This is a genomic window from Micromonospora sp. WMMD812, assembly GCF_027497215.1.
GTDB lineage: Bacteria > Actinomycetota > Actinomycetes > Mycobacteriales > Micromonosporaceae > Micromonospora.
The window spans coordinates 999,950-1,012,602 of the sequence record NZ_CP114904.1 but is presented as its reverse complement, the minus strand read 5'-3'; the positions used below and the strand labels follow the sequence as shown (position 1 = coordinate 1,012,602).

Below are 12,653 nucleotides of genomic sequence, written 5' to 3'. Positions count from 1 at the left end.
GGTCAGAGATGCGTGATCGACGGTCACCGGGGGGCGCGATGAGCGCGGCGGGCGCGCCGCAGTCGGCCGACATCGACCCGGCCGAGAACCGACGACGCTGGCAGGCCCTCGGTGTGGGACTGGCCGCCGCGTTCATGACGCTGCTCGACATCAGCATCGTCAACGTGGCGCTGCCCTCGCTGGACCGCGCGCTGCACGCCTCCCCCAGCGACCTGCAGTGGGTGCTGTCCGGGTACGCACTGACCTTCGGCCTCGCGCTCGTGCCGGCCGGTCGCTTCGGCGACGCCCGGGGCCGGCGCAACGCCTTCGTCTTCGGCATCGCGCTGTTCACCGTCACCAGCACGTTGGCGGGCCTCGCCCCCTCCCCCACCTGGCTGGTCCTCGCGCGGCTGCTCCAGGGCGCCGCGGCCGGCATCGTCAACCCACAGGTCACCGGCGTTATCCAGGAGCTGTTCCGGGGGCCGGAACGGGCCCGTCCTTTCGCGCTGCTCGGCGCCACCATCGGCATCTCCACCGCGGTCGGGCCGCTGCTCGGCGGGCTGCTCATCGCGCTCGGCGGCGAGGAGCACGGCTGGCGGTACGTCTTCTTCGTCAACATCCCCGTCGGCATCATCACGGTGATCCTCGGCTGGCGGTTGCTGCCCCACCGACCCCGGCAGCAGGCGGACCGCCACCGGCTCGACCCGGTCGGCGTGGTGCTGCTCGGCATCGGCGTGCTGCTGGTCCTGCTGCCGTTGGTGCAGGAACAGCAGTGGCGCACCCCGTGGAAGTGGGTCCTGATCCCGCTCGGGCTACTGGTGCTGCTGGCCTTCGCGCTCTGGGAACGGCGGTACGCCCGACACACCACGCCGCTGTTCGACCTGCGGCTGTTCGACTTCCGGTCGTACACGCTGGGCTCGCTCATCGGCCTGATCTACTTCGGCGGGTTCACCGCCATCTTCTTCATCTTCACCCTGTTCCTGCAGAACGGGCACGGGTACAGCCCGCTCATCGCCGGCCTGGCCGTCACCCCGTTCGCGCTCGGTTCCGCGGCCTCGTCGGCGGTCGGCGGGCGGTACGTCAACCGGTTGGGCCGGCCGATGGTCGCCGCCGGGCTGATCGCCGTCGTGGTCGGCCTCGCCGCGACGGCCCTGGTGCTGCGCGAGTTCCCGCACGCCCCGGTGCCCTGGGTCACCGCGGCCCCGCTACTGGTCGCCGGGCTCGGCAGCGGCCTGGTGATCGCCCCCAACCAGACGCTCACCCTGTCCCAGGTGCCCGTACCGCAGGCGGGCAGCGGCGCCGGGATGCTTCAGACCGGCCAACGGATCGGCGCCGCCGCCGGCATCGCCGCGGTCGGCTCCGTCTTCTTCTCCTCGCTGAACACCAACCGTGGCAACTGGACGACGGCCTTCGAGCACGCCCTCATCACGGCCACCGTGATCATCGCGCTGGCTCTGGTCGCCGCGCTGGTGGACATCGCCCTCGGCCGACGCCAGACCTGATACGCCGCTGGCCGGCACCCCTTCGGTTGGGGGTGCCGGCCAGCGGCGTTGTTGTTCGTGTTCGGTTGTTGCTCGTGTTCGCTGGGGTCAGCTGTTCCAGTGCTGGGCGACGAGGTCGGCGGCCTGCTGCTCCCACTGCGCGTACGCATCCGGGTAGGCCGACACCTGCACGGTCTGGGCGGCGTCGGTCAGCGGCATGTCCTGCCACCCGTCGACCTGCTTGAGGCCCTTGAGGAACGCCTGGGTGGAGTAGATCGGGTCGGTAATCTGCTCCGGGCTACCCCAACCCGAGCTCGGGCGCTGCTGGAACAGGCCCAGCGAGTCATGATCATTCTTGTCGCCGAGGTGGCCCAGGTTCTCCAGCTTCGACTCCTGCAGGCTGGTAGCGATCGAGATCACCGCGGCCCGCTCGTCCATACCGGACTTCTTCGTCGCGGCGATGATCGCCTTGACGTTAGCGGTCTGCTCGTCGTTCAGGTCGATCCGCGACTGCGCGCCCTGCACACCGTGCGGGATCAGCTTGCCCGCGTCCACACCCGGCTTGTCCACGTGCACGACCGCGACGGGCTTGGCATCGACGGTGGGGGTGGCGGCGTGCGCGGCCACCGGACCGGCGAAGATCCCACCAGCGAAAGCCACACCAGCGATACCCAGAACACTCTTGCGCATGATCGTGTTCATCACAAAGGCTCCTTCGGGGGTGAGACACCCGCACACCAGACGGGGGACGGTGATGCGGGACGCGGCACGCCCACGGCGTCCGCAAGGGGGGAAAGTCTGTAAACCGGGATCGACGAACGCGGGGGACGGTCCGCGACCCGGGGGGTCCGGTCGGGAGCGATGCTCACCGTGACCGGAGGCCGGCGGTGGTGGGCGGGGGTGCCGCACCGCGCCGGGTCCATATCCAACGACCGACGACCCGCCATCATTCCGGGGCCGGCCGATCGCCGGGTCCGTGTGCAACGACCGGCCGCCCGCCGTCATTCCGGGGGCCAGGCCATCCGCGTCACCCGGCCAGGTCAGCCGGCGACCGGCGCGCCACCTCGGCCGTCGCCCATGTTCAACGACCCGGCGCCGCCCACGATTCCAGCCCGGGGATGCCCCCGGTCACACGCCAAAGCACCCACACCGGCCCAGCCGACCCCACACCGCCACGAGCGCGCCGCACCCAAACGGGACACTCGAGGACGCATCGGTCCGCCGCCATGGAGTCGGATCAACCGGCGGAACTGGTGATCAAGAGGTTCGCGTCTAACCCGACTCAGACGACGCAAACCTCTTGATCACCATCTTGAGGTGGCGGACCTGGATGCGGATGGCGCTGGGGTTCAGGGATCGCCGGGTGAGCAGCATGTCCCGATTCGCACCCCCGCCCGGACCACTCCAAGGCTCAAGACGTCCACTCATCAACGCCGCCCACCGCATCATGAAGGTCGCCCTGAACCAGGTCGACGCGATCCGCCACGACAACGCGGGACACGCTGCCGACACCTCCCCGATTAGCCGCGGTGGCTGGCAGCGCCCCTCAGCGTTTCGCCTGGATCTTGGTACGAAACGGCCCCTGGAGGGGCCTCGTCTTACCAAGATCTGCGGGATCGCGGGAACCACGGGATCGCGGGGCTGGGGGCGCTGTGAGCTGGCGGCCCGGCCCGTGAGTCGATTACGCCATCAGCTCCAAAGGGCGCATCCGGGTGCCTCAAGGAGGGCGCCCGGGTTTGGCGGCGGCGGGCAATCATCCCCGCTCGCCGGGCAGATCCACTCGAGAAGTCGCGGTAGCACCCTGTCCGGGACGCCCCGAGATCCCGGAAACAGGCGGAACGGGGCGGGCAGACGGAACCGGCCGGTCCCCGAAGGGACCGGCCGGTCAGTTCGTCATCTCACCAGAGCTGCTGGACGATGTCCGCCGCCTGCTCCTCCCACTGCGCGTACGCGAACGGGTACGCGGAGACCTGGACGGTCTGCGCGGCGGTGGTCAGCGGCAGGTCCTGCCAGCCGCCGACGTTCTTCAGCGCGCTGAAGAACGCGGTGGCGGCGTAGTCCGGGTCGGTGATCTGGTCGGGGCTACCCCAACCGGACGACGGGCGCTGCTGGAACAGGCCCTGCGAGTCGTGGTCGTTGTACGCGCCGAGGTGGCCGAGGTTGTACAGCTTCGACTCCTGCAGCGACGTGGCGACACCGACCACCGCGCCCCGCTCACCCACGCCCGTCTTCTTGGCGGCCTCGATGATCGCCCTGGCGTTGGAGAGCTGAGCGTCGTCCAGCGGGATACGCGACTGAGCGCCCTCGACCCCGTGCGGGATCAGCTGGTCCCGGCTCGGCTTGCCGTCGTCCGACGTGCCGCCACGGGCACCGGTGGTCAGGTCGGACTTCACGTCGGCGCCCGGGTCGTCCGCCCTGGCCTTGCCGGTGGCGAGGTCGATGGCGGCGACGGCACCCTCGTGGGGCCCGGTGGTGATCGGGGCGGCGACCGCGGTCGGCCCGAATGCGAGGCCGCCGAGGGCGGCCACACCCACCACGCTCAGTGCGGTCTTGCGGTAAGAGTCCTTCGCGATGGCCGGGAGCCATCGAGTGAAGTCGACCTTCACGATGGTTGCCCTTTCGATCGTGCGAAGCGCTCCGGATTGAGCACTCCTCGGGGGATGTCCGCACCGGAAATGGGTTTGGGCTCGGGCGGTACGGGGGACACAACCAGGTTGGCGTGTCGGTCATTCCGGAAATGCCGGTGCCAGCGTCGGCTGCGGTCCTGGTCACGCGCGGGATTGGGACGCCCGGGCCATGCAGGTGAATCGGTGAGCCAGGCGATCCGGTCAGGCGTGACCAGAGGTCCGGAACGGGACGCCGGGGACGACACGAAACGGCGGGCACTCCGTCGACAGCGACGACGCGTACAGGGCATGCGCTCCGGCGCCGGTCACTCGGGAATCCGAGGCGGACGACGGACGACCGTCACTCCTCGCGGGAGCGTTCGATGCCGAAGCCGTCGAGCGCGGTCCGCTCGTCGAGGCTGCGCAGTTCCTGGAAGACCGTGATGTGGAGGTCGGCCGGGGCGTCCAGGCGGGCGTTCAGCGACTGCCACGGGGTCACCGTCGGTGGCGCGATCTGCTCCGCGCCGGCGCCGACCAGCCGTTCGGTGGCGGCGCGCGCGTCGTCCACCTCGAACGCCACCCGGATCCGCGGCGCGACCTGCCGTCCCACCTCGACCTCGTCGATCATCCGCTTCTGTGCCGGATTGGCGATCTCCAGGGTGGCGCGGCCGGCGTCCAGGATGACCACGCGGGCCTCGCCCTCCCCGGTGAACGCCGCCTGCTCGGGCAGGCCGAGCGCGTCCCGGAAGAACGCGACCGCCGCCTCGTAGTCCTCGGCCTCGACCACCAGGCGGAGCTGGCGTACGGCGGGCGGGCGATCGGCGGCCTCGCTGGTCATGCCGACAGATCCTAGTGTTCTGCCGGGCCGGTCCCACCGAGGCGGGTGAGGAGCCGCCGGTTGTCGGTGCTGGCCTTGAGCTGCCGGAGGAGCTGGTCGAGGCCGTGCTGGCGGTCGACGGTGAGCAGGGCGGCCCGCAGTGCGCGCACTCGGGCCAGCTCGTCCGGGCTGAGCAGCAGCTCCTCCCGCCGGGTGCCCGACCCGCGCAGGTCGACGGCCGGGTACGTACGCCGGTCGGCCAGCGTGCGGTCCAGCCGCAACTCGGCGTTGCCGGTGCTCTTGAACTCCTCGAAGATCAGGGTGTCCGCGGCGGACCCGGTCTCGACCAGCGCGCTGGCGAGGATGGTGAGCGACCCGCCGTGCTCGATGTTGCGCGCGGCGGCGAGCAGTTGCTTCGGCGGGGCGAGGGCGGCCACGTCGACACCGCCGGACAGCGTCCGTCCCGCGGACCGCGTGGTCAGGTTGTACGCGCGCCCCAGCCGGGTGAGCGAGTCGAGCAGCACGACCACGTCGTGCCCCAGCTCGACCAGGCGCTTCGCCCGCTCGATCGCCAGCTCCGCCACCGTCGTGTGGTCCTGCGGCGGACGGTCGAACGTGGCCGCGATGACCTCGCCCTTCACCGACCGGGACATGTCGGTGACCTCTTCCGGCCGCTCGTCCACCAGCACCACCATCAGGTGGCACTCCGGGTTGTTGCGGGTGATGGCGTTCGCCAGCGCCTGCAGCACCATCGTCTTACCCGCCTTCGGCGGCGACACGATGAGCGCCCGCTGACCCTTGCCGATCGGCATCACCAGGTCGATCACCCGGGTGGTCAGGATGTGCGGCTCCGTCTCCAACCGCAACCGCTCCTGCGGGTACAGCGGAGTCAGCTTGTAGAACTCCGGCCGGCGACGAGCCTCCTGCGGCTCCATCCCGTTGACGGTGTCCAATCGGACCAGTGACGGTGGCCGGTTCCGGCGCTGGTCGCCGGGGCCGGCCGCGCCGACGATCAGGTCGCCGCGGCGCAGGCCGTGGCGGCGCAGCATCGCCGCCGGCACCGGCACGTCCCGGGGCGAGGGCAGGTAGCCGTCGACCCGCAGGACGGCCCGGTCGTCGTGGATGTCGAGCACGCCGGTGACCGGCGCGGGGGTAGGGAGTGGGGACGTCATGGCAGTGCCTCTCGACGGGTGGTGCGTCGTCCGTCCCGACCGGCACGGACGTACGAGGGAATGCCGACCGATCGACACGGCAGCCGGCGCGGGAAGGGGCGGCAGGATGATCGGCCGGTGTAGGCAGGTCGAAACCGGTCACAGTCGGTATGGGACGACTGGCCTGGTTTTCGCGATGACTCCGGGCGGCAGTAGCCGGCGTCCGGGCCGAGTGCAGGCTAGCTCGCGGATCGCGCGCCTGGCAAGCACCCCTGGCATCCGACCCGCCAAAGCGGCGGTCGAGGTGGCCGAGGGATAGGCTGGGGATTCGTCGACCGGAAGGGCGATGAGGTGACGACTGTCAGGGTGGTCGACCAGGTGGGGCTCGGCGATCACGTGTTCTGGTCGTACGACGACACCGCCGCCGCGCTCGACGCCGTCGGCCGGTTCCTCGCCACGGGTCTGCGCCTCGGCCACAAGGCACTGTGCTTCCTCGACGCGCTGGCCCCCGACGCCGTCCTCGCCGACCTCTCGGCGCGAGGCGTGCCGGCCGACGCCGCCCGCGCCGAGGGCCGGCTGCGGCTGCTCCCGGCGGGCGGCAGTTACCGACCCGGGCGCCGGTTCGACCGGCCGGGGATGATCGCGGTCCTGGCGGCGGAGTCCGCCCGGGCGCACCGCGAGGGCTATCCGGGGCTGCGGCTGGTGGGCGACATGGCGTGGGCGGCCCGCGCCGGCACCTCGGTGGTGGAGCTGCACCGGTACGAGACCGAGGTGAACGCCCTCTTCCCGGACGGGACGGTCGCCGGCCTCTGCCTCTACGACCGCCGGCTCTTCCCGGCAGACCAGATCCGGGCGATCGCCGCGGCGCACCCCGGCTCCGCGGGCCCGGACACGGGAGGATCGTGGCGACCGCTGCTGCGGGCGTACCGGACCAGGGACCCGGCCGGTCTACGCCTGGTGGGTGAGATCGACCGCAGCAACGGCGACGCGTTCACCGCCATGCTCAGCGGCATGTCCGGGTGGGCGGTGCCGGGCGGCCCCGCGGTGCTGGACGTCTCGGGCCTGAGCTTCGCCGACGTGGGAGCCGCCCACGACCTGCTGCGGGCCGGCGAGACACAGACCGGCGGCCTACGTCTGGTCGGCTGCCGCCCCGCCGTGCGGCGGCTGCTCGACCTGGTCGGGCAGGGCGCGCACCTACAGCCCGTGGGTCGCCCGGCATGACGGAGCCGGACACGGCCGTACGGCCGGCGGGCGGCCTCGCCCACGAGGGGTTCTTCTACGGCGACCCGCGGCACCTGCTCGACGGCGCGGTGCCGTTCATCGAGCACGGGCTGGCCGGCGGGGAGCCCGTGCTGGTCGCGTTGCCGACGGCCAACCTCGAACTCGTCCGGGACGCGGTCGGCGAGGCGCCCGGGCTGTACTGGACCGACATGGCGGAGGCGGGCCGGAATCCCGGCGCGATCCTGCCGTGGGTGCTGCAGGCGTTCATCGACCGGCATCCGGGCCGGCGGACCCGCATCGTGGGCGAGTCGGTGTGGTCCGGCCGCAGCCTGGCCGAGCACCGGGCCTGCGCGCAGCACGAGGCGCTGGTGAACGCCGCGCTCGCCGGGCACGGCGTCTCCCTGCTCTGCCCGTACGACGCGGGACGGTTGGACCAGACGGTCCTCGCCGACGCGTGCGCGACGCACCCGGTGATCGTGGATGCGGACGGGCGGCGCCCGAGCAACGGGTTCGCGCCGTCCGATGTGGTCGTCCGGTACGACGGCCCGCTCCCGGCGCCACCGGATCCGGTGGCCGCGCTGCGCTACGGGTTGGATGATCTGGCTGACGTACGCCGGTTCGTGGCCGGCCACGCGGAGGACGCCGGTCTGGTCGCGGACCGGGTGGCCGACCTGCAGATCGCGGTGACCGAGGTGGCCGCCAACAGCGTCCTGCACGGCGGCGGCGGCGGCACGCTGCGGGTGTGGCGCACCGACGACGACCTGGTGTGCGAATTCCACGACGACGGCTGGTTGAGCAACCCCCTCGCCGGCCGGTTGACCCCGGCGCGGGACGGCGAGGGCGGGCGCGGGCTGGTGATCGTGCACGCGCTTTGCGACCTGGTCCTGTTGCACAGCACCGCGGCCGGCACGACCGTCCGGCTGCACATGCGCCGCTGAGCGGGCTCAGTGGCCCCGGGCGATCCACTCGTCGACGTGCGGCGCCTCGGCACCGACGGTGGTGTCGTCGCCGTGCCCGGTGTGCACCATCGTCTCCGGTGGCAGCGTGAGCAGCAGGTCCCGCACCGACCGGATGATCGTGCCGAAGTCGCTGTAGGAGCGGCCGGTGGCGCCGGGCCCGCCGGCGAAGAGCGTGTCGCCGGTGAACACGGCGCCCAACGCCGGCGCGTGGAAGCTGCACGCGCCGGGGCTGTGGCCCGGGGTGTGCAGCACGAGCAGCTCGGTGCCGGCGACGGTCAGGGTCTGACCGTCGCGCAGCTGCCCGTCCGGCGGCACGTCCGGGTGCACCAGGTCCCACAGCACCCGGTCGGCGGGGTGCAGGAGCACCGGGGCGCCGGTGGCCTCGGCGAGGGCCGGGGCGGCCCGGACGTGGTCGTCGTGGGCGTGGGTGGCCAGGATCGCCCGGACCCGCCGCTCCCCCACCACGCGCAGGATCGCGTCCACGTCGTGCGGCGCGTCCAGCACGACGCACTCGGTGTCGTCGCCGACCACCCAGACGTTGTTGTCCACGTCGAAGGTCTGCCCGTCCAGGGAGAAGGTCCCGGAGGTGACGGCGTGGTCGATGCGGGCGGTCACGGGAAGACCACCACCGACCGCAGCACGTCGCCGTGGTGCATCCGGTCGAAGGCCTGCTCCACCTGGTCCAGCGCGATCTCCTCGGTGACGAAGGCGTCCAGGTCGAGGCGGCCCTGGAGGTAGAGCTCGGTCAACATGGGGAAGTCGCGGCTGGGCAGGCAGTCGCCGTACCAGCTGGACTTGAGCGCGCCGCCGCGGCCGAACACGTCGAGCAGCGGCATGTCGACGTTCATCTCGGGGGTCGGCACCCCGACCAGCACGACGGTGCCGGCCAGGTCGCGGGCGTAGAACGCCTGCTTCCAGGTCTCCGGGCGGCCCACCGCCTCGATCACCACGTCGGCGCCGAAGCCGTCGGTGGCGGCACGGATCGCCTCGACCGGGTCGTCCTCGGAGGCGTTGACGGTGTGGGTGGCGCCGAACCTGCGGGCCCAGTCGAGCTTGCGGGAGTCGGTGTCCACCGCGACGATCGTCGTCGCGCCGGCCAGCGCCGCGCCGGCGACCGCGGCGTCGCCGACGCCGCCGCAGCCGATCACCGCCACCGAGTCGCCCCGGGTCACCCCGCCGGTGTTCATGGCCGCGCCCAGGCCGGCCATCACCCCGCAGCCGAGCAGCCCCACCGCCGCCGGTCGCGCCGCCGGGTTCACCTTGGTGCACTGCCCGGCGTGGACGAGCGTCTTCTCGACGAACGCCCCGATGCCCAGCGCCGGCGCCAGCTCCGTGCCGTCGGTCAGGGTCATCCGCTGCCGGGCGTTGTGAGTGGCGAAGCAGTACCAGGGGCGGCCGCGCCGGCAGGCCCGGCACACCCCGCACACGGCGCGCCAGTTGAGGATGACGAAGTCGCCGGGCGCCACGTCGCTGACGCCCTCGCCCACCTCCTCGACGATGCCGGCGGCCTCGTGGCCGAGCAGGAAGGGGTACTCGTCGGTGATGCCGCCCTCGCGGTAGTGCAGGTCGGTGTGGCAGACCCCGCACGACTGGATCCTGACGATCGCCTCACCCGGCCCCGGATCGGGTACGACGATGGTGGTGACCTCGACCGGCGTGCCCTTGCTGCGGGAGATGACCCCCCGGACCTCCTGGCTCACGCTTGCCCTCCTGTTCGGCGGTGGCGGCGGGCCAGCCGCACGCACCGGTGCGCCGCGGGCGCCCGGGTGCCGACGGTCGGCCTCCCGGCGAACCTATCGCGATCGATCAGTGCGGCACAGTCGCCGCGGGTGCGGTTATCGCGCCGACTGGCGGGTACGCGGGGGCCCGAACCGTCCGGACCGCGGGAGTGATCATGAAGTTAGTGCACGTACCACTGCGGGTGGCCATCGGCGCCTTCTTCCTCAACTCGGGGCTGTCCAAACGGACGCTGGAGGGTGAGGCCGCGGAGGGGCTGCACGGGATGGCCACCGGGGCGGTGCCGCAGCTGCGGCGGTTCAGCCCGAACCAGTTCGCCAAGCTCCTCTCGTACAGCGAGGTCGCGATCGGGGCGGCCCTGGTGGTCCCGTTCATCCCGTCGGCGCTGGTCGGGCTGGGCCTGGCCGCCTTCGGCAGCGGTCTGATGCAGCTCTACGTCAAGACGCCGGGGCTACGTGAGCCGAACAGCCTCCGCCCGACGCAGCAGGGCGTACCGATCGCCAAGGACGCGTGGCTGGTCGGCGCGGGGCTGACCCTGCTGCTGGACGACCTCACCCACCGCCGGCACCGCCGCCTGCACCACTGACGCCGCCCGGCGCGCGCACCGCGACCCGGTCCGCCGCACGCGTGGACGGCGCGGACGCGGCGGCGGCGAGCTGGCGGCGAGCGGCGTTGCGATAGCGGAGCACCTGGACCGCGCCGAGCGCCCAGAGCGCGTACTGCACGGCGAAGGCCCAGCGGAACGCGGTCAGGTCGGGCGTGTCGCGCCCGGCCGGGGTCGTCAGGTCGAGCACCGCGCCGACGGCGAGCACCAGCACGATCGAGGCGACGAAGCCTCCGACGTTGACGATGCCGGTGGCGCTGCCGATGCGGTGCGTGGGATTGAACGTACGGGCGTAGTCGAAGCCGATGATCGAGGCGGGTCCGTTGACCGCGAGCACCAGCACCAGCACCACCAGGAGCCACTGCGGCGCCGGCCCGGGCCAGCTGAGCACGACCCCCCACACCGTCGCGGTGGCGGCGACCACCGTGAAGACCAGCACCGACCGGCGGAACGGGTGCCGGGCGCAGAGATGGGCGAGGACCGGCCCGACCAGCAGCCCGGCGACGGTCATCAGCGTGAGCAGGGCCGCCGCGGCGGTGGGCGTCCGACCCTGGGCCTGCACCAGGAACGGATAGCCCCAGAGCAGCGCGAAGACCGCGCCGGAGAACTGGGTGACGAAGTGTGTCCACAGACCCAGCCGGGTGCCGGGCTGGGCCCAGGCGGTGGCCAGCTCCCGGCGGACGTCGGCGAACCGGGGTGGCGGACCGGCCAGGGTCTCCCGGTGCGGAGTGTCCCGCACGGCGGCGAGCACGAGCAGCACGGCCGTCGCGCCGAACGCCGCGGCGACGAGGAATGCCGGGGTCCAGCCGGCGTGGTGCAGCAGGGCCACCAGCGGTACGGCGCCGAGGATCGCGCCGAGCTGGCCGAGCGTGCCGGTGAGCTGCACGATGAGCGGGTTGGCCCGGCCGGGGAACCAGAACGTCACGATCCGCAGCACGCTGATGAAGGTCATCGCGTCGCCGAGGCCGACCAGGATCCGGGCCGCCACGGCGAGCCGGACGTCCGTGGCGAGGGCGAAGCAGAGCTGGCCGGCGACCATCAGGGCGCCGCCGGCGACCAGCAGCCGGCGCGAGCCGAACCGGTCGATCAGCACCCCGACAGGGACCTGCATCGCCGCGTACACGGCCAGCTGGGCGACGGAGAAGGTGGCGAGCGCGGACGCGTTGATGTCGAAGCGGTGGGCGGCGTCGACCCCGGTGACCCCGAGCGAGCTGCGGTGGAAGACCGCGGCCACGTACGCGGTCAGCGCCACGCCCCAGACCAGGACGGCGGATCGGCGGGGAACGGCAGGTGCGGCGGGGGCCGCGCTCACCGCAGCGTCCGCAGCATGGTGGCGGCCGTGTCGATGTGCGCGGCGACAGCGGCCAGCCAGCGCTCCGGATCCTCGTCGTCGAGCAGGGCGAGCTGCGCGGCGTGCTCGGTCAGCGCCACCTCCGCCCAGCCGGGTGAGAGGCGGAAACTGGCCTCGCCCATCCGCAGCTGCCGATCGCGCAGGCGCTGGTACAGCTCGGCGAGGATCTCGTTGCCGGCGGCGTCCACCACGGCGGCGTGGAAGGCCCGGTCGGCGGCCATCAGCGCGGTGAGGTCCCCGGCGGCGTGCGCCGTCCGCATCTCGGCCAGCCAGCGGCCGAGGTCGGCCTTCAGCTCCGCCCGGCGCGGCCAGACCCGCTCGGCGGCGTGCAGCTCGACCAGCCGACGGGCCTCGATCACGTCGGTGATCTCCCGTGCGGAGACCGGCCGGATCAGGGCGCCCCGCTTCGGGTAGAGCTTGACCAGCCCCTCCGCCTCCAGGCGGAGCAGCGCCTCGCGCACCGGCGTACGGGAGACCCCGGTCGCCTCGGCGATCTCGCCCTCGCTGACCAGCAGCCCGCCCGGGTAGACCTGTTCCAGGATCGCGCCCTTGAGGTACCGGTAGGCGCGCTCGGCGGCGGAGGGCGTGGCAGCGCGGGCCGAGGCCGCCGCAACTGGCGCCGGCTGGCCCGCCGGAGAGGGATGCGTCATGTATCTATGATGCGTTCCCCGGGTGGAGACGCCGACGCGGTCGTCGGGAACGTGGCGGGAACCACGGACCGGGGCGAATTGGCCCCCGGCCCGCACC

The 12,653-nt window shown here is 72.6% G+C and carries 11 protein-coding genes and 1 pseudogene; 4 read left to right on the top strand and 8 right to left on the bottom strand.

What is annotated here, in order from left to right; genetic code table 11:
* Positions 1-38 precede the first annotated feature (38 nt).
* Positions 39-1,481 carry an MFS transporter gene (locus O7603_RS04570; RefSeq protein WP_281576594.1) on the top strand — a complete coding sequence of 481 codons (1,443 nt, stop codon included), beginning with the start codon at positions 39-41 and terminating at the stop codon, positions 1,479-1,481.
* Positions 1,482-1,568: 87 nt separating this feature from the next.
* On the opposite strand, the gene O7603_RS04565 is transcribed toward O7603_RS04570, so the two are convergent.
* The 4 genes and pseudogenes from O7603_RS04565 to rho form a co-directional block, all read right to left on the bottom strand.
* Positions 1,569-2,162, bottom strand: coding sequence for a hypothetical protein (locus O7603_RS04565; protein WP_281574432.1), 594 nt, complete (start codon positions 2,160-2,162; stop codon positions 1,569-1,571).
* Between the two features lie 1,196 nt (positions 2,163-3,358).
* Complete coding sequence (locus tag O7603_RS04560) at positions 3,359-4,066, bottom strand: hypothetical protein (protein ID WP_281574431.1); 708 nt, start codon at positions 4,064-4,066, stop codon at positions 3,359-3,361.
* 361 nt (positions 4,067-4,427) lie between these two features.
* Complete coding sequence (locus O7603_RS04555) at positions 4,428-4,904, bottom strand: VOC family protein (protein ID WP_281574430.1); 477 nt, start codon at positions 4,902-4,904, stop codon at positions 4,428-4,430.
* Between the two features lie 11 nt (positions 4,905-4,915).
* Positions 4,916-6,028, bottom strand: a pseudogene (gene rho, locus O7603_RS04550) (transcription termination factor Rho); the annotation flags it as partial.
* Between the two features lie 357 nt (positions 6,029-6,385).
* On the opposite strand from rho, the gene O7603_RS04545 reads away from it, so the two are divergent.
* Together O7603_RS04545 and O7603_RS04540 are read left to right on the top strand one after the other, a co-directional pair.
* Positions 6,386-7,255 (top strand): MEDS domain-containing protein, encoded by an 870-nt coding sequence (locus tag O7603_RS04545; RefSeq protein ID WP_281574429.1) that lies wholly within the window; start codon positions 6,386-6,388, stop codon positions 7,253-7,255.
* On the top strand, positions 7,252-8,193 hold the full coding sequence (locus tag O7603_RS04540) for a sensor histidine kinase (RefSeq protein WP_281574428.1): 942 nt from the start codon (positions 7,252-7,254) through the stop codon (positions 8,191-8,193). The genes O7603_RS04545 and O7603_RS04540 overlap by 4 nt, the downstream gene beginning before the upstream one ends.
* Positions 8,194-8,199: 6 nt before the next feature.
* Here O7603_RS04540 and O7603_RS04535 read toward each other — a convergent pair whose 3' ends face one another.
* Together O7603_RS04535 and O7603_RS04530 are read right to left on the bottom strand one after the other, a co-directional pair.
* Positions 8,200-8,829: an MBL fold metallo-hydrolase gene (locus O7603_RS04535; RefSeq protein WP_281574427.1), complete on the bottom strand. Its 630-nt coding sequence runs from the start codon at positions 8,827-8,829 to the stop codon at positions 8,200-8,202.
* Complete coding sequence (locus tag O7603_RS04530) at positions 8,826-9,914, bottom strand: S-(hydroxymethyl)mycothiol dehydrogenase (RefSeq protein WP_281574426.1); 1,089 nt, start codon at positions 9,912-9,914, stop codon at positions 8,826-8,828. Before O7603_RS04530 ends, O7603_RS04535 begins: the two co-directional genes overlap by 4 nt.
* Before the next feature lie 194 nt (positions 9,915-10,108).
* Here O7603_RS04530 and O7603_RS04525 point away from each other — a divergent pair, with 194 nt between their 5' ends.
* Entirely contained in the window at positions 10,109-10,537 is a 429-nt protein-coding gene (locus O7603_RS04525; protein ID WP_281574425.1) for a hypothetical protein, read from the top strand.
* On the opposite strand, the gene O7603_RS04520 is transcribed toward O7603_RS04525, so the two are convergent.
* Both O7603_RS04520 and O7603_RS04515 read right to left on the bottom strand, forming a co-directional pair.
* The gene (locus O7603_RS04520) at positions 10,503-11,867 is read right to left on the bottom strand and encodes an MFS transporter (RefSeq protein ID WP_281574424.1); all 1,365 of its coding nucleotides are present in this window, start codon (positions 11,865-11,867) and stop codon (positions 10,503-10,505) included. The genes O7603_RS04525 and O7603_RS04520 overlap by 35 nt on opposite strands.
* On the bottom strand, positions 11,864-12,556 hold the full coding sequence (locus tag O7603_RS04515; RefSeq protein ID WP_281574423.1) for a GntR family transcriptional regulator: 693 nt from the start codon (positions 12,554-12,556) through the stop codon (positions 11,864-11,866). Before O7603_RS04515 ends, O7603_RS04520 begins: the two co-directional genes overlap by 4 nt.
* Between the last annotated feature and the right edge of the window lie 97 nt (positions 12,557-12,653).

Bases quoted from the DNA above. Each gene is read 5' to 3' on its own strand.
- O7603_RS04515 (WP_281574423.1), bottom strand. From the start codon at position 12,556: ATGACGCATCCCTCTCCGGCGGGCCAGCCGGCGCCAGTTGCGGCGGCC.
- O7603_RS04540 (WP_281574428.1), top strand. From the start codon at position 7,252: ATGACGGAGCCGGACACGGCCGTACGGCCGGCGGGCGGCCTCGCCCAC.
- O7603_RS04555 (WP_281574430.1), bottom strand. From the start codon at position 4,904: ATGACCAGCGAGGCCGCCGATCGCCCGCCCGCCGTACGCCAGCTCCGC.
- O7603_RS04570 (WP_281576594.1), top strand. From the start codon at position 39: ATGAGCGCGGCGGGCGCGCCGCAGTCGGCCGACATCGACCCGGCCGAG.
- O7603_RS04565 (WP_281574432.1), bottom strand. From the start codon at position 2,162: ATGAACACGATCATGCGCAAGAGTGTTCTGGGTATCGCTGGTGTGGCT.
- O7603_RS04525 (WP_281574425.1), top strand. From the start codon at position 10,109: ATGAAGTTAGTGCACGTACCACTGCGGGTGGCCATCGGCGCCTTCTTC.